We start from the raw sequence: 19,106 nt of genomic DNA, 5'->3' as shown, positions 1-19,106 counted from the left end.
CCGGTTCTTTATCTTTGGGATAACAATATTCCTGCCTGAGCAACTCCGACAATAAAATGCTTCGGACAAGGTTCGATGAAATCATGGGGTGAGTGTATTCAATCAGGATATTAAATTGATTGAATCAAAGTTGGATCCATCTCATAAAACAAATAATTTAATGCAAACCAGTGTTTTTGACAGGGTGGATAGTAAAAATGACTGCTGTAACTTTCACAATCAAAGTTGTCTTAAAAAACAATGAGTAATACGATTACCTTCATTCACGAATCGTGAGATCACTTGGGTTTAAACAATATGAGTGCTTTATCATTTCAGGTTGTTCCTGGCCCGGTTAGAGCAGAGTGAACGAATGGTTAAAACATTTCACAGTGCGGTTCAGACCAGCAAAGAAAATAAGCCGAAGATAAAAGACTTCGCTTCAGTTGAACGTGAGAAACCGAAAGAAATCTCGACACCCGTTGCTGCACCACAGCCGGAAAAACCGCATCGTTCCCCCGGTGTTCTTTTTTCGCATCAGGTGAAATCTGTCAATGGCGAGGTCGATATTCCGGCAGACTGGAAACATCAGGTCGATGCCGAGAAACAGCCTGATGTTGAGCTGTCGAGTAACGATTATCTGAAAGTCAGAACGTATTCAGAAGAGATCAACCTGGAAAGCGCAACGGCTCAGATTGAGTTCTGCAATCATTTGTCGCAGCAATTTCAGGAGATTCAGGGTGAATTGTCGGACTATGCCAAGCTGGGAAAAGTCGATCAACTGACTGATATGGGATCGTCGGTGATTGATATTGCGAAAAGTATTGATATTTCAATATTCAATCCCAGAAAAGTGACCAGCAAAATCGCAACACTGATGCGAACTAAGAAAGGGAAGATCGAATTTGTGAAGCATGAATTTGATTTTGCCTGTGATCAGATCGACGCAAAAATCGACTCTGTTTTTCAGGATCTGACTTCAATGAAGTCGACCCTAACCGACTTCGAAGTGCGTATGGCGTCCGTTCAGTCCATTTATCAGGAACTGGAACTACGGGTGCTGGCTGCCAAAGTCAGACTGACCGTTTTTCGGGAAGAAATCAGTCAGGCGCAATCGTCTCAATCTGCGTCGGATCCTTTTGCCGCCGATAAAGTGTCGAGCAAGAAAGAAGCCTTGTCGCGTTGGGAAAGAAAAATCACGAATCTTCAGGTATTGCGTCAGTCTTTGCTGATGACGTTACCGCAACTCAAGCTTTATTCATCGAATCTGGTGAATGGTTTCAGTCGGCTTGAAGAAATCCGCACGCATATTATTCAAGTGTGGAAACAGCAGTTTTTAACTGCCATTGCGCTTCATGAGAAAAGTGAAGTCTCTCTGTATTACGAACTCAACGATGTTCAGGAAAAATTATTCACCAGTATCATGGAGCTGAATAAAAATGACGTTTAAACCTGTTTTTGTAAACACGGCGACCCCTGCACCTGGGGGTCAGTCCACTGAAGTTTCTCAACCGCCGGTTGCGCTTGAGCAGGGTGTGATCCAGGCTGCGGTTGATCAGGCCATGGGGCAGTATCAGTCTGAGCTGGAGCAATGCCAGATTGATACCAAAGTGCTCAGTACCACGCTGGTCAGCCAATTATCCCAAATGGATATTTACAGTCCGAATGGTGTGGCAACACTGGGCGATGCGTCTGCTCAGAAGATCAGCAGCTATTCGGATGACATGCTCAAGCATGTGAAGTGTAAAGACCTGGAGCACATGGCTGGTAACCTGACGGAAGTGATTGGCCTGGCGAAGGGCGTCAATATTGAAGCCCTGATGGGGGAGGACAATTTCTTCTCTAAACTGATCGCCAAGGTCAAGAACACCAAAGAGAAAATACTGGCCCAGTTTAATTCGGTGAATACGCAGCTTGAGCGCCTGGTCAAAGAAATTGATAAGCAGCAATCGAGTTTGCGTGAACGTGCACATCAGCTGGATAACGTCTTCATTCATAACATGAATGAGTATAAAGAGCTGTCTTCCTGCATTGTGTTCGGCGAAGCCAAGCTGAGTCTGATCCAGCAGCGTATTGATAGTATGGCTGAAGAAGCGGCAGGCTCCCCGTATCTGGCGCAGCAGGTCAGTGATCTGAAGGACATTGCTGCCCGGGTTGAAAAGCGCGTTTACGACCTGAAGTCACTGCAAATGCTGGCCCTGCAAACCGCCCCGATGATCCGCATGGTGCAGACCAACAACCTGACACTGGTTGAAAAATTCGACAACATCAAAACGCTGACGATTCCGGCATGGAAAAAGCAGTTTACGCTGGCGATTTCGATGCTGGAGCAGAAAAAAGCTGTCCAGCTCAGCAACAAAATTGACGATACCACCAATGATCTGATTCGTAAAAATGCCGACATGCTGCGCCAGAACACGCTGGATGTTGCGCGAAGCAATCAGCGTTCCGTTGTGGATATCGAAACCCTTGAACATGTCCAGACCACACTGATCAGCACGCTGCAGGATGTGGTCACCATTGAGCAGGAAGGCGCCAGACAACGTCAGGCCGCCAGCCAGAAAATGGAATCCATGAAAACAGAATTACTGTCTGTTCTGTCTAATTAAATCATCAGTAGAGAAACGTTATGGCTATTAATCTAGAAAAAGGCAACTCCATCAACCTGCAAAAAACAGAACCAGGTTTGGTTAATCTTCGTCTGGGCTTGGGTTGGGATCCTGTGACCCATACCTCCCCTTTTGATATCGACGCATCGGCTTTTGTTTGCCGTCATAATGCGCAGGGTGAGCCAAAACTACTGTCTGATGGTCACTTTATTTTTTATAACAACCTGAAGTGTCCGCAGGGCGCGGTTGTGCACACCGGTGATAACCGTACCGGTAATGGCGATGGTGATGACGAAAGCATCAAAATCAACCTGACCAGCATGTCTCCGGATGCAGACGAGATTTCTCTGATTGTCACGATCCACGATGCCCCAGCGCGTAATCATAACTTCGGTCTGGTGAAAAACAGCTATATCAAGCTGTATAACGAAGATTCAGGTCAGTTGATTGCACAGTTCAATCTGGGCAATGAATTCCAAAGTGAAACGTCGGTACAGTTCGGCTCTCTGTTTAAAGAAAACGGTCAGTGGAACTTCAAAGCCGTGGGCGCTGGCTATCAGCTGGGTCTGGTTGATTTTGTGAACGGTTACCAATAATTCACGGACCTGGAAGAAGTAGTTATGGCGATTAATCTAGAAAAGAACAGCACGATTTCCCTGACCAAATCGGCGTCGGTTGAATTAAAAAAACTGACATTGGGACTGGGCTGGAGCCCAATCCGTTCAACCGGTTTCTTTGGCGCAATTTTCGGTTCGGGTGATATCGATCTGGACGCCTCCTGTGTCCTGCTGGATGATACCGGTGAAGTCCTGGATACCGTGTATTTCCAACAGTTGAAATCAAAATGTAAAAGCGTTCATCATCAGGGTGATAACCGGACCGGTGAAGGCGATGGCGACGATGAGCAGATTAAGATCAATCTGGAAAAATTGCCGAATAATGTGGCTTATATGGCACTGACGGTGAACAGCTTCCGTGGCCAGCCATTCAGTAAAGTTGATAATGCGTACTGCCGTGTGATGGATCAAACCCAGACAGAAGTGTGTCGTTTCACCCTATCTGAGCAGGGAAATCATACCGGCATTTTCATTGCGATGCTGTCTCGTCAGGGCTCTGAATGGCACTTCTCTGCCAAAGGGGCACCGGTTCAGGGCACGCATGTGAACGAGATGATCGCGACCATTCAAGCCTCGTTGTAACCGACGAATTGCTGAACTTTGAAATGAAAAGCCATGATGGATGTCATGGCTTTTTTCTTGAAAATGACAAGGATAACAATACAAATGCGAAGCTTATTTTCACCGGGTCAGGTTGCTGCAGGGACTTTTATCGGTGGGCCCCTGGCCGCAATCTTTCTTTTGAAAAAGAACTTTGAAGCGATTGACGCACAGAAATCAGCAAAGAATATTGTCAGTCTCGGATGTTTACTGGTTGTTTTATTTTCGTTTATTGTGGTGTTGCTGCCCGAGAATTTCCCTGGCCTCATTGTGCCGATTCTGATGACGATTGCGGCGTATCATTACACGAAAAATCATTTCCCGCTGAAAGAGGATATCCAGAACTCAGAAACCTACCAGCTTCAATCCGGCTGGTTTGTGTTTGGTATCTCCATTGGCATGTTGATCGCCCACTTCGTTTTACTGTACCTCATTGTCGCTCTGCTCGATACCATGGGTATGATCAGTTTGTAAGCTTGATGTGAAAGCATACCGAGGCCGTTCAGCGAATCGAACTCAGGTCGCAGCTGAGATTTCGATACAGTTTGATTCTTTAAGGGCATAAAATGAGATCAAACTGTGCATTCACTTCAAATATTGCAAGCTGACACTTAAATAAGTGGATCGATGCATAAGCTTTTTGCTCAAATTGAGTCACTTTTGGGTTTATTGCTGCTGCCTGGCGTGCCGCTTTTCTGATATGACGGCTCGCAGGCAGCAGTGATAATGCAGGCCAATTTCATGAAATTCTAATTTAAGTCTTTACGGCGTCAGGGTCTAACAACAATGAAAAAGATCATCGTTATGGTCGTGTGTGCGATGTTTGCGATCGCTGCGATTGCAAGTATCACCTCCACGTCCTATATCTCCCATCAGGAAATCGACAGTATCATTCTGAAGCGGTCGCAGGCTCAGGCTGAATTGCTGGCGAAGCAGGTGGAATATGTGCTGCATTCATCTGATCAACCCTTAGTCGACTTACAGTCTCTCGTTTCGTCACTGAAACAGCGCACAGATATTAGTTATGCCGTGGTGATTGATACCAATATGACGGCTGTGGTGCACAGTGATCTCGAGAAACTGCATCAAGTGTACCCGACGAGTGACAAATATACTCTGGAGGGCGCGACTCAAGGGAAACCAAAGCATTCGAAATGGTATGCGGATGTGCAGAAAGTTTGGGTGTACGACATCATGACGCCCGTCTATCTGAATGGAAAATTATACGGTTCATTTGATGTGGGGATCCCGATCACGGAAGTGGATAACGCCGCCAAGCAGATTATCTACGCTCAGTTGGCTGCCATTCTGCTGATTTTTGCTGTGTGTGCTGTCGTACTGATGTGGGTGCTCGGTCGACTGTTCCAACCCCTGACCGGTTTGCAGCAGGCGCTGGAAGATATTTCCAGAGGCGATGGTAACCTGACGGTTCGCCTGCCAGTGAAAGGGGATGATGAAATTGCCCGTATTTCGACGGCCTTCAATACCTTTGTGGGCAAGATCAACGGAATCATTGTTGAGGTTGTAAATACCGGAGTTGGCTTGGGTCGCACCGCGACTTCGCTGCGTGAACAATCTGTACATGCCCTTTCCCGTGGACAGGAGCAAAGTGAACAAACGCTGCTGGTGGTCACGTCCATGAACGAAATGATCGCCACCATCAACGAAATTTCGAACAATGCAGCCGGAGCGGCTGAATCTGCGGGCACAGCAAACAGTCAAACCCAGGCGGGCCGTCATACGCTCCAGGCGGCAACCAGCACCATCAATCATCTGGCTGATGAAATGAATAACATGTCTGTGGTTGTGGCCACACTGGCAGACAAAACTCAGTCGATTGGCTCCATTCTGGAGGTGATTCGCGGTATTTCCGAGCAGACCAACCTGCTGGCGCTGAATGCTGCCATTGAAGCGGCACGGGCGGGTGAAGCCGGACGTGGTTTTGCCGTGGTCGCGGATGAGGTACGGAATCTGGCAACGAAAACGTCGAAATCGACCGATGAAATTCAGACCATGATTGACCAGCTGCAGCAGGAAGCAAAAAATGCAGTTGATGCCATGGAAAGCAGCCGCTCACTGACGGAAGATGGCACCAAAGCCACTGAAAATGCGCGGAATGCACTGGAAGAAATTTCCCGTCAGGTGGTTTCGATTCTGGATATGAACACGCAGGTGGCGACAGCAACCGAGCAGCAATCCAGTGTGGCGAATGAAATCAACCTGAACATGGATACAGTGAATCAGGCCGTTCAGGCTGGTCTGGACGCCAGCACCGAACTGGAAAAATCCAGTCAGGAACTGGCAGAACTGGCACAGACACTGGATCGTCTGGTCGGCGCGTTTAAACTCGCGAAGTAATCAAACTTCAGCCGCGGATGTGTTCTTCGCCGCGGCTTATTTCTTACATCCATCACGCATCTGGCCCGACCAGCCCCAGAGAATCAAAAGGCATTTCTGGGGATTCTATGTGTTCACTAAACGTCCCTGGTGTGCAACCACGAACATTGAGTTCATCGCAATACTGAAAGCGCGACAAACAGGGATATCATGTTTTTGACATCCTATGTTTACAATCGCCCAATGACGTTTCATTCCCTCCGAGACTCAGATCACTTTTTTTATTCCTCTTACTGATAGATCTCACGATCCTAATCACAGTTCAACTTTTCACCTGCTGCAAAGAAATCTCAGTGAATTAGAATTCATCGAAACGTTTCGATGGGTTTTCCCCAATCATAAAAAAGACAGGGGACAGACAACGCATCACTGCCCGTTTCGGGGAGAGAAACCGACATTTTGACGACGTTAGACAATTTTCCCGGCTGTTTCATCTGGCGCCGCCGGGATGATCCAATCAAGGTTTGAGCAAGGTCCGACCCAAAGACCGAACAAGGTATTGAAGCATGAAAAAAAGTACCCTCCTGCACGCTGAGTTGTCCTATCTGGTGGCGACGCTGGGGCACACCGATGAAGTGACAATTTGTGATGCCGGATTGCCGGTGCCGGATCAGGTGCAGCGGATTGATCTGGCACTGACCCATGGCGTGCCGGGTTTCATTGAGACTGTCCGCACACTGTTGTCTGAATCGCAGATTGAAGGCGTGGTGATGGCAGAGGAGTTTCAGCAGGTGAGTCCGGCGCTTCATCAGTCGCTGATGGGCTTGCTTCAGGAGGAACAGGCACACACTGGCCGCGAGATTTCTGTGACTTACCTGTCTCACGACGTGTTCAAGCAGCGGACGTACAACAGCCGGGCCGTGGTCCGGACGGGAGAATGCACCCCGTATGCGAACGTGATTTTTCAGGCTGGTGTGGTGTTCTGACCCCTGCAACCAAACCATTGAGGACGGCATATGACGCAAGCCATTTTACAGCTCAGTGACATTGAAAAAGCCTTTCCGGGCGTGAAGGCACTGGATAAAGCCAGCCTGAATGTCTATCCGGGACGGGTGATGGCGCTGATGGGGGAAAACGGTGCCGGAAAATCAACGCTGATGAAAGTTCTGACCGGGATCTACAGCAAAGACGCGGGCACCATTCACTATCAGGGGCAAACGGCCGCGTTCAAAGGGCCACGGGATTCCCAGCAGGCGGGGATCAGTATTATTCATCAGGAACTGAATCTGATCCCTGAACTGACGATTGCCGAGAATATCTTTCTCGGTCGTGAATTCACAGGGCCGCTGGGCCGGATTCAGTGGGGCCGGATGTACGCGGAAGCCGATCGGCTGCTGGCTCGGCTGAATGTGAAACACAGCTCGAAAACTTTACTGGGCGACCTGAGTCTGGGTGAGCAGCAGATGGTTGAGATTGCCAAGGCGCTGTCGTTCGAGTCGAAAGTCATCATTATGGATGAGCCGACTGATGCACTGACGGATACCGAAACCGCCTCGCTGTTCACGGTGATCCATGAACTGCGCGCGCAAGGCTGCGGCATTGTGTATATCTCGCACCGCCTGAAAGAAATCTTCGAGATCTGCGACGACATCACCGTCCTGCGGGACGGCAAATTCATTGGGGAATGCCGGGTGGCCAACACCAATGAAGACGGCCTGATTGAAATGATGGTTGGCCGAAAACTGGAAGAGCAGTATCCGCGCATTGCGGTTCAGCATGGCGAAACCTGCCTTGAAGTCATCGGCCTGACCGGCTCCGGCGTTCAGGAGGTGAGTTTTACCCTCAAACGCGGGGAGATTCTGGGCATTTCAGGTCTGATGGGCGCAGGCCGGACAGAACTGATGAAGGTGATTTACGGCGCTTTGCCAAGCGAGCGGGGCGTGATCAGCCTGAACGGCAAAACCATCAATCCGATCAGCCCACAGGACGGGCTGGCCAATGGCATCGCTTATATTTCAGAAGATCGCAAAGGTGACGGTCTGGTTCTGGGGTTGTCGGTGAAAGAAAACATGTCCCTGTGTGCGCTGGCACAACTGAGCCGAGGTGTTCAGATCCAGCATGGCGATGAAGCCATCGCTGTGGAGGATTTTATCCGCCTGTTCAACATTAAAACGCCGGGCCGGGATCAGATCATCGGCCATCTGTCGGGCGGGAATCAACAGAAAGTGGCGATTGCCAAAGGTCTGATGACCCGGCCAAAAGTCCTGATTCTGGATGAACCGACACGAGGCGTCGATGTTGGCGCTAAAAAAGAAATCTATCAGCTGATCAATCAATTCAAAGCCGAAGGCATGAGCATCATTTTGGTGTCTTCCGAAATGCCGGAAGTTCTTGGCATGAGTGACCGGATTCTGGTGATGCATGAAGGCCGGATCAGCGGCGAATTTGATGCAAAAGATGCCAATCAGGAAAAACTGCTGGCCTGTGCTGTCGGCAAAATGATGAACGGGGAAGCAGCATGAGTACCAAAACCTTGAGTCAACCGACCGAAGCCCGCGAGAAAAAGTGGTTCAGTAAAGCTTGGCTGATTGAGCAGAAATCGCTGATTGCCCTGCTGTTACTGATTGCTGTGGTGTCCTTTCTGAATCCGAACTTTTTCACCGCGGATAATATTCTCAATATTCTGCGCCAGACCTCGGTGAACGCTATTATCGCGGTGGGCATGACGCTGGTCATTCTGACTGCGGGGATCGATCTCAGTGTCGGCTCGGTGCTGGCGTTATGCGGCGCGTTTGCCGCCAGCCTGATTGCGATGGAAGTGCCGGTTCTGATTGCCGTGCCGACAGCGCTGCTCGCCGGGGCTGCATTGGGCGCAGTCAGCGGGATCATCATTGCCAAGGGCAAAGTGCAGGCTTTTATTGCCACCCTGGTCACCATGACGCTGCTGCGCGGTGTCACCATGGTGTACACCGACGGTCGTCCGATTTCGACTGGTTTTACCGATACGGCAGATGCTTTTGCCTGGTTTGGCACCGGCTATGCGCTGGGGATTCCGGTGCCGGTCTGGCTGATGGTGGTGGTATTTGCGGCGGTGTGGTATCTGCTCAATCACACCCGTTTTGGCCGCTATGTGTATGCACTCGGCGGGAATGAGTCGGCGACCCGTTTGTCCGGTATCAATGTGGATCGGGTGAAGATCGGTGTGTACGCGATCTGTGGTCTGCTGGCCGCACTGGCGGGCATTATTGTCACCTCGCGTCTGTCTTCGGCGCAGCCGACGGCGGGCATGGGATACGAACTCGACGCCATTGCGGCTGTGGTGCTGGGCGGCACCAGCCTGATGGGCGGTAAAGGCCGGATTATGGGCACCCTGATTGGTGCGCTGATCATCGGCTTTCTGAATAACGCGCTGAACCTGCTCGATGTTTCTTCTTACTACCAGATGATTGCCAAAGCAGTTGTGATTTTGCTGGCCGTGCTGGTGGACAATAAAAACAAGTAAATCCTCTGGATTTATCCATGAAAAGAGAGCCGGATGACGTGTACCGGCTCCCCCTACACAAAGGATCATGAGAATGAAAAAACTGGCAACCCTGATTTCTGCTGCATTGCTCACTTCGACCGTTTCTGTTTCTGCTCAGGCACAGGACACACTGGCGATTGTGGTCTCGACCCTGAACAACCCCTTCTTCGTGACGATGAAAGATGGTGCGGAAGCCAAGGCGAAGGAACTGGGCTACGACCTGATTGTACTGGACTCGCAAAATGACCCGAGTAAAGAGCTGTCGAATGTGGAAGATCTGAGTATCCGTGGTGTGAAGGCCATCTTGATCAACCCGACGGATTCTGATGCGGTGTCGAATGCGATTCGCATGGCAAACCGTTCCAAGATACCCGTCCTGACCCTGGACCGGGGTGCCAGCCGGGGTGAAGTGGTCAGCCATATTGCTTCGGATAACGTGGCTGGCGGCGAAATGGCGGGCAAGTTCATTATGGAAAAAGTCGGTGAGCAGGCCAAAGTCATTCAGCTGGAAGGCATTGCCGGTACGTCTGCGGCCCGCGAGCGGGGTGAGGGTTTCATGAAAGCGGTGAAAGGCAGCCAGATGGATCTGCTGGCGAGCCAGCCTGCGGATTTCGACCGGACCAAAGGTTTGAACGTGATGGAAAACCTGCTGGCAGCGAACCCGGATGTGCAGGCTGTGTTTGCGCAGAATGATGAAATGGCTCTGGGGGCGCTGCGTGCCGTTCAGGCGTCGGGCAAGCAAGTCATGATTGTCGGATTTGACGGCACAGACGACGGCATTGCGGCGGTGAACCGAGGTAAGCTGGCGGCGACGATAGCACAGCAGCCGGATCAGATCGGTGCGCTGGGCGTGGAAACCGCGGTGAAAGTGCTGAAAGGTGAGCCGGTTGAGCAGTACATTCCGGTGCCGTTGAAAGTGGTTGCGAAGCAGTAAACCTCAGGAATATACCCTCCCCCTTGAAAAGGGGGAGGGACAGTCTGAGTTTGTTGCAAGCACTGAATATTCCCTCACCTTTGGCTGGGGGAGTTGAGCACAACGCTTTGCTTTTTGCGGAAACGGTAAAGCCTTGTGTTTAAGTCGGAACAGAATTTCCAGGATAACGTGATGAATAAATTAGTGGTTTTAGGCAGTGTGAATGCGGACCATGTTCTGCGTGTGCCCGCATTTCCCCGCCCGGGCGAAACGTTGCAGGGACGTGATTATCAGGTGATTCCCGGCGGAAAAGGTGCAAATCAGGCGGTTGCGGCAGCACGGCTGAATGCGGATATCGGCTTAATTGCCTGTGTCGGCGATGATGCATTCGGCATTCATATCCGGGAAAGCTTCAAGCACGATGGTATCAATATCTCAGGCGTGAAAATGCAGCCCAACTGCCCGACCGGCATCGCCATGATTCAGGTGTCGGACAGCGGTGAAAATACAATTTGCCTTTCTGCGGAAGCGAATGATTATCTGACGGCTGAGCGGATCGAACCGGATCTGACGCGGATCCGTGAAGCCCGGTTTCTGCTGATGCAACTGGAAACACCGCTGGACGGGATCGTAAAAGCGGCACAGGTTGCGAAAGTACACCAGACCAACGTGATTCTTAATCCGGCGCCGGCGCGTGCATTGCCGGACAGCTTGTTGTCGTGCATCGATGTGATTACACCGAATGAAACTGAAGCTGAAGTGCTGACAGGGATTTCGGTCACAGACAATGCGTCTGCGCAGCGTGCTGCAGATGAATTACACCGGAAAGGCATTGAAATCGTGCTGATCACCCTGGGTGCGAAAGGCGTCTGGCTGAGTCAGAATGGCAGGGGCCAGCTGATTCCCGGTTACGCAGTGGATGCGGTAGATACTACGGCGGCAGGTGATACCTTTAACGGCGCGCTGGTGACTGGTTTACTGGAAGAAATGTCTTTAGAATCAGCCATTCGTTTTGCACACGCTGCTGCCGCGATTTCTGTGACGCGTTTTGGCGCGCAGACATCGATTCCGACGCATGCAGAGGTGGATGCTTTTCTGGCGGAGCGTTTTGCGGTCGTCGATTAAATACAGGAACATGACATGGCCACGATGAAAGATATTGCGAGACTGGCAGGGGTGTCGACTTCTACCGTGAGCCATGTGATCAACAAATCCCGCTTTGTCAGTGAGGAAATTGCAGCGCGGGTGAACCGGGCAGCTCAAGAGCTGAACTATGCCCCGTCCGCACTGGCTCGCAGCCTCAAGGTCAATCGGACTCAGACCATCGGGATGCTGGTGACCACTTCGACCAACCCATTTTTTGGTGAAGTGGTGAAAGGGGTTGAGCGCAGTTGCTATCAGAAAGGGTACAACCTGATCCTCTGCAACACCGAAGGGGATAACGAACGCATGAAAGCCTCGATTGATACCTTGCTGCAAAAGCGGGTCGACGGTTTGTTGCTGATGTGCTCAACGCTGGAAGGTGAGCGTATTGAAGTGTTCGATCGCTATCCGGACATTCCGGTCGTGGTGATGGATTGGGGGCCGATGTCTTTTGCCAGCGACAAGATTCAGGATAACTCCTATCAGGGGGGGTATCTGGCGGCGCAATATCTGATTCAGAGCGGACATCGTGAGATCGGCTGTATTACCGGTCCTTTGGTCAGACACCAGGCACAAATTCGTTATGAAGGCTATAAGCGAGCCATGAATGAAGCGGGTCTGCCCATTCCACCTGATTGGATTGTCGAATCGGATTTTGAATGTGACGGTGGATACCGGGCATTTCAGCAGATCTGTGCCAGCGGCCATTTACCCACGGCGCTCTTTGTCTGTAACGATATGATGGCGATGGGCGTGATCCACGCTGCACATGAACAAGGGATCCGAATTCCAGACGATCTCTCCATCATCGGCTACGATGATATCCATATCGCGAAATTTATGACCCCATCCCTGACGACCATTCACCAGCCGAAATATCGTCTGGGGCAGGCAGCGGTTGAGACGCTGCTCAAACGAATTAATAAAGAAATCACAGACACTCAAGTCGTGCAACTTGAGCCAACGCTGGTCAAGCGTCGGAGTGTGAAAGAGATTTCGGAATAATCGGAAGCCCTCCCCTCTTCAAAGCGTGTGTTCATTTGAGGGAGAGGGCTCTTTATTTTTTATCAGACCGTTTCAGATCCGCTTTGTGCAAGTGCGTTCTTCTTTGCCAGATAATATTCGGAGAGTGAGATGATCTCATCCATGAAAACAGGAAAAAAGAAGGGCATTAAAAGCAGCATGACAAAAACATAGCTGCATTTGTGTCGGAAAGGCATGGCTTGTTTTTTGCCCTGATCAAATATCGTTAAACCGGTCAGAAAGAAAAACACAAGCGCGTACAGGGTTGCCACTCCCCCGATGGCCAGATAAACCAAAAACATAAGAAAAGATAAGCTTTCCATGAGTACTCCAGGCTGAAAATAGATTGATTGCAGCAACATCGCATACAGTTGGTGCAAAAGAATGAGAATCATCGGCTAAGTTGGATGATTTCACTGAAATTTTCTAGCCTTCCCGTTATGTGCTGCGGTGCTTATCAAATTTTTCAGTAAAAGATTCTATCTGGAATTGATTTTATGTGTGGGTGTTCATATTATTCCGTTTTTTTGCTCTTTTTTCGTTATTGTTGATGAGTCTTGAACGGGAAAGCGGAAAGGCGCGGGGGTCATGATGTTTCTGGCAGCGGCCAGTATGATGGCCCGGACGGTTTGAGCGCGATTCGCTGAAAAGAAAAGGGGGAACTGGAGTCCCCCTCAGAGCGGGCCATCACCGAGTTATTGATGGGCCATTTTTTGTTTTGCGCGTTCGATGACACTGATGCTGATGCCCAGAAACAGGAGATCTTTGATCAGAAAGAAATTCGGGATCAGTAATCCGTCAGACACTTTCCAGGCATCCGGAGTCGTCACCATGAAACTGAGTGTCACGACGAAGATAACGGATGCCGCAATCCCCGACCAATAAGCCACGAGCGGCACGTGAAAACCAATCAGCAGTCCGCCCGCGACAATCATTTCACTGAGTCCTATCAGGTTCGACACCGCTTGCAGTGAAAAAATGTCATACAGCCAGCCCATCAGGGGGTGATTTGCCACCAGAGGCTCAATCGCTTTGGCTTCTGTCGGCGTAAATTTGTAGATCCCCAACCAGAGCAGGACCAGAATCACACCGGATGTTCCCAGAAGATAGCCATAATTTGTGTGATTGGATGTTGCGTTTGAAGTCATCTTTGATTCCTTGAAATTACAGTGCCTACATGAACCTGTTTCCTGCGGAGAAATTTCAGTCGTTCTGGCGGAAGTTGTTCAGAAATATTTCCTGACAGTAAAAGCGATGCACGCATTGGTATTGATCAGTCCCTGATCAACTCATTCAGTTGCATTCATTTTATGTTTGGCTGGAGTCACCTGGCATGTCATGCACTGGGGGCCATCTCGCATACCCGCAGCTTATGACAGCGCGTCTTACTCAGTGTCTGCCGGGCTCATTGACCGCTTTAGCCCGGTGTTTGATTGTGTTCGTCGTTCTGAGGGGGGAAGCGTGAGATTAAAAAAGCCACGGCACTCAGACAAGTGACGTGGCTTTGTTGGGGCTGTACCGATTATTTCCCCGGATAGACAGACCAGCTTCTGCCATCCAGCGACACATACGGCTTGCCGTTGATTTGGATCACTGTTGAGCCGTCATTTTGAGAGACGACAGGCGTTTCCGGCAGGTTTCTGATCAGCGTGGCCGGATCAAAGCTGTTGTGCTGATACGGATTCTGAGCCAGCACATTACTGATCAGCTGCGCCAGTGCCTGATGACTGGAAGGCGCGGTCACATGAACCGTGTCGCCGGTCCGGACCACATCTTTCCCAAACACTTTCAGGCCGACCGGAATATGAGTGATCGACTGAGACGGAATCTCGCGCATGCCGGAGATTTGCATCCGGTCGCCTTTCATGCCAGCGCCATGTTCAGGAATCATCACGACAACAATGTTTCGTTCAGACTGCTTGAGTGTCTGAAAGAAAGCATAGAGATCATCCAGCAAATTTTTCAGGCGTAGCTGGTAGCTGGCCATACTGGTGGTGCGATCGCCACGAATCAGCCGATTGCCGTCATGCAGTGAAATGGAGTTATACAGCGTGACAATTTGCGCATGACTGTCGGTGTTGCGCTGGGTGAGCCAGTCTTCAAGGACTTGTTTATCGCGATAAATCGACTTGCCATCGAACGCCTTCTGATACGGCGAAAAGCCATCCTGAGGCATGAGATCTGCGGTGACCTGTCCATCGGTTTGGATCAGTTTCAGGAAATTATCGAACACGCCATCGTGGTTCATGACCAGATTTTCTTCATAACCCAGCTTTTTCAGATTGTCGAACAGATAGCATTGTTGTGAGGGCGCACCGGAGAACAACTGACTGTGTGTTTCCTGTCCGCAGCCTGCGCGCAGCAGACGGATCACGGCCGGGCCACTGTAAGAGGTTGCGGCATTGTACTGGTCAAACAGGATGTCGAATTCTTCGAACAGCGGGTGATCACTCAGCCCGGCGATAGCGATATCGTCCCAGGCAACTGAACAGATGCTCAGGAACAGGATGTCAAAGGGAGCCCCTGCGGGTGTGTTTGGTTCAAAGCGCACCTGACGCTGGGCCTCGGACTGAAAGAAGTCCGACACATAAGTGTTCAGCGAGGCATCATCTGTTTGTGTTGGTATGGTCAGCGAATCTGACGGCTTCTGTACCGTGACAGACGGTTCAAGCCTGGTGGCGGTTTCTGGCTGTGCCACAGCCTGAGGCGTTTTGGCTGCAGGCACGCAGAGCACCACTAATGTTGCAACCACAAGAACAGAGACTCGCAGAAAACGATTCAGCAGCACATAACCCAGACAGACCGTCATCAGGGCCAGAAGGCTCTGAACCGTGATGAACCGGCCCATCAGTTCCAGCTGATAACTGAATTCAAATTGCATCAGCTGGCCCAACTGTGCCCATAAACGGGTCAGCGGTGGCAGGAAAGAATCGTAATGCAGCAGCCAGACGGCTGCCGGAATGGCAACAACCTGACGCAGCACCCTGAGCCAGGATGAACCCAGTGGCAGTAACAGAAAGACCACCAGTGCCATATTTTCCAGCGGGTGGAAGCCCAGCGTCCCCTGAATGTACAGGGCAATTTTGAGGATGAAATAGACATTCCACCATCCCAGTCCCGGCAGGACTTGTTTCGGATGACCGTTTACTTGATCTGTCATGTGCTGAATCTGTTCGTTAGTCTTGTTTAAAGTAATGCGCACGCCTGAAGCGGGTTTTGTAAGTTCGCTGCACCCAGGCGGCCAGATTTCGGGCAAAATAGCCGAGGATCAGTCCAATCAGCAGGCTGATGCCTGAAGTCAGCAGAAAATCTTCCAGACTCATTGGCCACCCCGCAGTTGAATGGGTTTTTGAGTGGCAAAAAATGAAGGTCGGACAGACTCAGGCTGCGTTGACTCACCGAATGCTTCTTTCTCAAAGTCGGACGCTGACACATTCTCCAGCGGGACAGCCTGCGTGATCACGGTCTGGAGTTCGCGTTCTGCGTCGTACTGCGTCTGAAAGATCTGAATCTGCTGAAACAGATCCCGGACCGGAATATCAAAGATATGATTCAGGGCTGTATGCACATCCGTCATGCGAATCGCACTGAACAAGACATAGAGTGCATGGTGGCAAGCGGTGACCACATCACCATCCCGCCGTATCCGACATAATTTGAGACATTCCTCTGCCTGCATTCCCGGCAGCAGATTGAGCCGAACCAGCGCAAATCCCAGCTGTGCAGGGGCCGCCTGCTGCATGGCGAGATGACTGTATTGACTGAATTGCTGATTGTCGAGATAACCGCGGCTTGCATACTGAAGGTTGAGCGACAGTAAAGCGTCCGGATCGGATGGTAAAGTTCGGACTAAAACCTGGTACTGAATGGCTTCCACCTGACTCATCAATCGGCTGAACGGCAGGTTGACCGGAACAATCAGGTTCACTCCAGCGGCCAGCAGAAAGGTTTCGTCGGAATATCGCAAGCACTGCCGGGTCTCCCGGATGATGATCTTCAGGGATGCGCCGGTTTGATGCCGTAATCGCAGGCAGGCGATGGCTAAGGGCTGAATGGACGCCGGGGAACCACATCCCAGAATCAGGGTGGCGGTTGCCGGAAAGTCTGTCTGAGTGAGCAGCACCTCATTGGAAATCAGACGCACCACCTGATCCGGCGTGCGTTCACCGTCGAGTAATGCCTCGTCACTGAGATAGATCGGGCTCGGCTCTGAATCGGGCTGCATGTCCGCTGAACGCTGGTGCAGCGGCGATTCAGGACTCAGCCAGTGTCCGTTTTCCGCCCGGTTTAACAGAAAAGTCTGATCAGACAGCACACCTTGCCGGTTTGCCCAGAAGGCCAACTGATACTGGCACTGGTGTGCGTTGATTGCCGTCATCGAGACAAGCCCGCGTATGCAGTGATTTATGGCAAGCAAGGCGGGGCGGATTGAGGTTGCCTGCTCACCGTAAATCATCAGTTCAATGGTTGCATTTCTGTCAATCGCATGCTTATTCAGCAGGTTGAGTAAATTGTGACGGCGATTTTGCATTAAATTGACAATCAGGGTATCGGGCATCAGGATAATCATGCGAGATTGCCTTGAAATCCGTATACGGCATAGATCTTTGATGAGCTTTAATGCACTTTGAGTTTTTCCTGACATGTCTTTGGACAGGAAATAAGCCTGCTTTCCACATTCCCGAACTAAATATTCCAGCGCACTCGTGACAGAAGGATTTAATCCACTGTAAAAGCTATCTTTATCGGTGACAAAAGTAAACGTTGTGTTGTTATTCTGTGTTTTATTTTGTGTCATAAAATCGATTGCAATCTGTTTGTGCCCAAATAAATAAACATAAACGGATTGTAATTCCTTCATTTCCTGAAATGGCTGAACGCCCTGGAAGTCAGACATAAGAAATACCAATCATACATCGCTCGCATCCTGTACGGATGGCTGGTCATCGGGAAAACTGAAGACTTTCGCAACAGACCCGAAATTATGGGTGTCAAAAATGTAGCCAGATAATATAGAATACGGTCAAAAAGTGAAGCGTTGATCCCAATAACTTACATATCATCGTCATTTTTCTGACAAGATCAAATCCTTATAGGTATGCGTGCTGGTGGTTATGCTTGCTGGTGCATTTCAATAAATTTGAAATCTTTTGGGATGCATCCGGTCTATTGATGTCCCTTTTTTTTTGTACAGGAAAATAGAATTTTTTATTCAGTGGATTTTTGATGTTTCAAGTAACAAAAGTAAAATAAAGTATCACAAAAAAATGATGTTCAATTGTATTCGTTGATTTTAAAGACGTTAAATAAAAATCTGAAAAATATACATTTTAATATTTTGTGTTAAGAAGTGGTGATCATTCGTGGCTGTTCCTGCTAAAGATATTGAAGCGATTTACGCTTCCTATAAATTGCCTGGCAACGAGTATGTCGAAACAACAGAAAGAGAAGCCTATGTGCGAATTCAGCTTAAATGGCTGATTCTCAGAGAAAAATGGGAGACAGCCATTCCCGCGGACTGTGAGCTGAGCACGCACCCTGTGGCTGCCCGTGTCACGGAAGCTGGATCATGATGAAACGGGTGGCACTGATCAGCCAGCGGGGGGGCGCTGGTTCGAATACCGTGACGGCGAATCTGGCGCAGGCACTTCGGCTGATTCAGAAAAATGTCCTGGTGGTGGATGCTGATCCGGCAAATGTACTGCGCTTGCATCTCGGCATGCCGCTGTCGAAAAAACAAGGCTGGGCACCGCTTGTCTGCGCGGGTGAAAACTGGCAGTCGGCTGGGTTTGAAAGCCCTTCAGGTGTGGCATTTCTGCCGTTTGGCCAATTGCAACAGCTTCAGCAGCTGCAGATGAGCACCTGCCGGATTCAGTTTCTGTCAGAACTGGCAGCATCGCTGTGCCGGATTGAATTACCTGCGCATGCAGACCACTGGCAGTTGTTTCATTTTGCACCGTCAGATTTGCACGAATTGAGCCCGTTGGCGCAAGCCCATCAGTTTGATTTGGTGCTGGTTGTGATGACGCCTGAGGCTTCAGCTTACAGTCTGCTGTCGCAAACGATCGATGTACTGGCGGAGTCGGGCAGTCCCCAGCAACGCCAACCACGCATCAGATACGTGCTGAACCAGTACCAGCCGGAAACCGAGATCAGCCGGGATTTTACCCTGGTGCTGAAAGAAGAACTGGGGACGCAGTTGTCCTCTGTTGTGTTACACCGGGATACCGCACTGCTCGACAGCGTGGCGAACCTGACCACGGTGCAGCAATTTTCGCCCAGCAGTCAGGCGGCGCGGGATTATCAGTCGTTGGCGCTCTGGTGTGTCTCACAGCTTGCCGCAGAAGCCAGTGAACGATAAA

At 50.2% G+C, this 19,106-nt stretch carries 19 protein-coding genes; 14 read left to right on the top strand and 5 right to left on the bottom strand.

What is annotated here, in order from left to right:
* The first annotated feature begins 352 nt into the window (after positions 1 to 352).
* The 12 genes from Q4579_RS19325 (at position 353) to Q4579_RS19270 (ending at position 12,726) form a co-directional block, all read left to right on the top strand.
* The gene (locus Q4579_RS19325; protein WP_303566384.1) at positions 353 to 1,429 is read left to right on the top strand and encodes a toxic anion resistance protein; all 1,077 of its coding nucleotides are present in this window, start codon (positions 353 to 355) and stop codon (positions 1,427 to 1,429) included.
* Positions 1,419 to 2,588: a toxic anion resistance protein gene (locus Q4579_RS19320; protein WP_303566383.1), complete on the top strand. Its 1,170-nt coding sequence runs from the start codon at positions 1,419 to 1,421 to the stop codon at positions 2,586 to 2,588. Before Q4579_RS19325 ends, Q4579_RS19320 begins: the two co-directional genes overlap by 11 nt.
* Positions 2,589 to 2,608: 20 nt before the next feature.
* Positions 2,609 to 3,184 carry a TerD family protein gene (locus Q4579_RS19315; protein ID WP_211650950.1) on the top strand — a complete coding sequence of 192 codons (576 nt, stop codon included), beginning with the start codon at positions 2,609 to 2,611 and terminating at the stop codon, positions 3,182 to 3,184.
* 24 nt (positions 3,185 to 3,208) lie between these two features.
* Entirely contained in the window at positions 3,209 to 3,787 is a 579-nt protein-coding gene (locus Q4579_RS19310) for a TerD family protein (RefSeq protein ID WP_303566381.1), read from the top strand.
* 84 nt (positions 3,788 to 3,871) lie between these two features.
* Positions 3,872 to 4,279, top strand: coding sequence for a hypothetical protein (locus Q4579_RS19305; protein WP_303566380.1), 408 nt, complete (start codon positions 3,872 to 3,874; stop codon positions 4,277 to 4,279).
* A gap of 345 nt (positions 4,280 to 4,624) precedes the next feature.
* Complete coding sequence (locus Q4579_RS19300; protein WP_303566395.1) at positions 4,625 to 6,163, top strand: methyl-accepting chemotaxis protein; 1,539 nt, start codon at positions 4,625 to 4,627, stop codon at positions 6,161 to 6,163.
* 545 nt (positions 6,164 to 6,708) lie between these two features.
* The gene (rbsD, locus tag Q4579_RS19295; protein WP_303566379.1) at positions 6,709 to 7,128 is read left to right on the top strand and encodes a D-ribose pyranase; all 420 of its coding nucleotides are present in this window, start codon (positions 6,709 to 6,711) and stop codon (positions 7,126 to 7,128) included.
* A gap of 30 nt (positions 7,129 to 7,158) precedes the next feature.
* Positions 7,159 to 8,664, top strand: coding sequence for a ribose ABC transporter ATP-binding protein RbsA (gene rbsA / locus Q4579_RS19290; RefSeq protein WP_303566378.1), 1,506 nt, complete (start codon positions 7,159 to 7,161; stop codon positions 8,662 to 8,664).
* A complete protein-coding gene (rbsC, locus tag Q4579_RS19285; protein ID WP_303566377.1) occupies positions 8,661 to 9,644 on the top strand; it encodes a ribose ABC transporter permease in 984 nt (327 codons plus the stop codon). Before rbsA ends, rbsC begins: the two co-directional genes overlap by 4 nt.
* A 73-nt stretch (positions 9,645 to 9,717) precedes the next feature.
* A complete protein-coding gene (gene rbsB, locus Q4579_RS19280) occupies positions 9,718 to 10,599 on the top strand; it encodes a ribose ABC transporter substrate-binding protein RbsB (protein ID WP_211650942.1) in 882 nt (293 codons plus the stop codon).
* A 171-nt stretch (positions 10,600 to 10,770) separates the two neighbouring features.
* Positions 10,771 to 11,703: a ribokinase gene (gene rbsK / locus Q4579_RS19275; protein WP_303566376.1), complete on the top strand. Its 933-nt coding sequence runs from the start codon at positions 10,771 to 10,773 to the stop codon at positions 11,701 to 11,703.
* Positions 11,704 to 11,718: 15 nt separating this feature from the next.
* On the top strand, positions 11,719 to 12,726 hold the full coding sequence (locus Q4579_RS19270) for a substrate-binding domain-containing protein (protein WP_303566375.1): 1,008 nt from the start codon (positions 11,719 to 11,721) through the stop codon (positions 12,724 to 12,726).
* A 62-nt stretch (positions 12,727 to 12,788) separates the two neighbouring features.
* Here the strand turns inward: Q4579_RS19270 and Q4579_RS19265 are convergent, their stop codons facing one another.
* The 5 genes from Q4579_RS19265 to bcsE form a co-directional block, all read right to left on the bottom strand.
* A complete protein-coding gene (locus Q4579_RS19265) occupies positions 12,789 to 13,106 on the bottom strand; it encodes a hypothetical protein (RefSeq protein ID WP_303566374.1) in 318 nt (105 codons plus the stop codon).
* Between the two features lie 333 nt (positions 13,107 to 13,439).
* Positions 13,440 to 13,892, bottom strand: coding sequence for a DUF417 family protein (locus Q4579_RS19260; RefSeq protein WP_303566372.1), 453 nt, complete (start codon positions 13,890 to 13,892; stop codon positions 13,440 to 13,442).
* A 374-nt stretch (positions 13,893 to 14,266) separates the two neighbouring features.
* Positions 14,267 to 15,904: a cellulose biosynthesis protein BcsG gene (bcsG, locus tag Q4579_RS19255; protein WP_303566371.1), complete on the bottom strand. Its 1,638-nt coding sequence runs from the start codon at positions 15,902 to 15,904 to the stop codon at positions 14,267 to 14,269.
* Between the two features lie 16 nt (positions 15,905 to 15,920).
* Positions 15,921 to 16,067 carry a hypothetical protein gene (locus Q4579_RS19250; RefSeq protein WP_303566369.1) on the bottom strand — a complete coding sequence of 49 codons (147 nt, stop codon included), beginning with the start codon at positions 16,065 to 16,067 and terminating at the stop codon, positions 15,921 to 15,923.
* Positions 16,064 to 17,389, bottom strand: a complete 1,326-nt coding sequence (bcsE, locus tag Q4579_RS19245; RefSeq protein ID WP_303566394.1) for a cellulose biosynthesis protein BcsE — start codon at positions 17,387 to 17,389, stop codon at positions 16,064 to 16,066. Before bcsE ends, Q4579_RS19250 begins: the two co-directional genes overlap by 4 nt.
* A 718-nt stretch (positions 17,390 to 18,107) precedes the next feature.
* Here bcsE and Q4579_RS19240 point away from each other — a divergent pair.
* Together Q4579_RS19240 and bcsQ are read left to right on the top strand one after the other, a co-directional pair.
* On the top strand, positions 18,108 to 18,317 hold the full coding sequence (locus Q4579_RS19240; protein WP_303566368.1) for a hypothetical protein: 210 nt from the start codon (positions 18,108 to 18,110) through the stop codon (positions 18,315 to 18,317).
* Positions 18,314 to 19,105, top strand: a complete 792-nt coding sequence (gene bcsQ, locus Q4579_RS19235; RefSeq protein ID WP_303566366.1) for a cellulose biosynthesis protein BcsQ — start codon at positions 18,314 to 18,316, stop codon at positions 19,103 to 19,105. The genes Q4579_RS19240 and bcsQ overlap by 4 nt, the downstream gene beginning before the upstream one ends.
* Position 19,106 lies beyond the last annotated feature (1 nt).

Source organism: Photobacterium sp. 1_MG-2023, assembly GCF_030547945.1.
Classification (GTDB): domain Bacteria; phylum Pseudomonadota; class Gammaproteobacteria; order Enterobacterales; family Vibrionaceae; genus Photobacterium.
The sequence above is the reverse complement of the archived record's forward strand: the minus strand, read 5'-3'. Positions and strand labels throughout refer to the sequence as shown.

Bases quoted from the DNA above. Each gene is read 5' to 3' on its own strand.
- rbsC (WP_303566377.1), top strand. From the start codon at position 8,661: ATGAGTACCAAAACCTTGAGTCAACCGACCGAAGCCCGCGAGAAAAAG.
- rbsD (WP_303566379.1), top strand. From the start codon at position 6,709: ATGAAAAAAAGTACCCTCCTGCACGCTGAGTTGTCCTATCTGGTGGCG.
- rbsA (WP_303566378.1), top strand. From the start codon at position 7,159: ATGACGCAAGCCATTTTACAGCTCAGTGACATTGAAAAAGCCTTTCCG.
- rbsK (WP_303566376.1), top strand. From the start codon at position 10,771: ATGAATAAATTAGTGGTTTTAGGCAGTGTGAATGCGGACCATGTTCTG.
- bcsG (WP_303566371.1), bottom strand. From the start codon at position 15,904: ATGACAGATCAAGTAAACGGTCATCCGAAACAAGTCCTGCCGGGACTG.
- bcsE (WP_303566394.1), bottom strand. From the start codon at position 17,389: ATGTCAGGAAAAACTCAAAGTGCATTAAAGCTCATCAAAGATCTATGC.
- Q4579_RS19320 (WP_303566383.1), top strand. From the start codon at position 1,419: ATGACGTTTAAACCTGTTTTTGTAAACACGGCGACCCCTGCACCTGGG.
- Q4579_RS19265 (WP_303566374.1), bottom strand. From the start codon at position 13,106: ATGTTGCTGCAATCAATCTATTTTCAGCCTGGAGTACTCATGGAAAGC.
- Q4579_RS19325 (WP_303566384.1), top strand. From the start codon at position 353: ATGGTTAAAACATTTCACAGTGCGGTTCAGACCAGCAAAGAAAATAAG.
- Q4579_RS19270 (WP_303566375.1), top strand. From the start codon at position 11,719: ATGGCCACGATGAAAGATATTGCGAGACTGGCAGGGGTGTCGACTTCT.
- rbsB (WP_211650942.1), top strand. From the start codon at position 9,718: ATGAAAAAACTGGCAACCCTGATTTCTGCTGCATTGCTCACTTCGACC.
- Q4579_RS19305 (WP_303566380.1), top strand. From the start codon at position 3,872: ATGCGAAGCTTATTTTCACCGGGTCAGGTTGCTGCAGGGACTTTTATC.
- Q4579_RS19300 (WP_303566395.1), top strand. From the start codon at position 4,625: ATGTTTGCGATCGCTGCGATTGCAAGTATCACCTCCACGTCCTATATC.
- Q4579_RS19260 (WP_303566372.1), bottom strand. From the start codon at position 13,892: ATGACTTCAAACGCAACATCCAATCACACAAATTATGGCTATCTTCTG.
- Q4579_RS19315 (WP_211650950.1), top strand. From the start codon at position 2,609: ATGGCTATTAATCTAGAAAAAGGCAACTCCATCAACCTGCAAAAAACA.
- Q4579_RS19250 (WP_303566369.1), bottom strand. From the start codon at position 16,067: ATGAGTCTGGAAGATTTTCTGCTGACTTCAGGCATCAGCCTGCTGATT.
- bcsQ (WP_303566366.1), top strand. From the start codon at position 18,314: ATGATGAAACGGGTGGCACTGATCAGCCAGCGGGGGGGCGCTGGTTCG.
- Q4579_RS19310 (WP_303566381.1), top strand. From the start codon at position 3,209: ATGGCGATTAATCTAGAAAAGAACAGCACGATTTCCCTGACCAAATCG.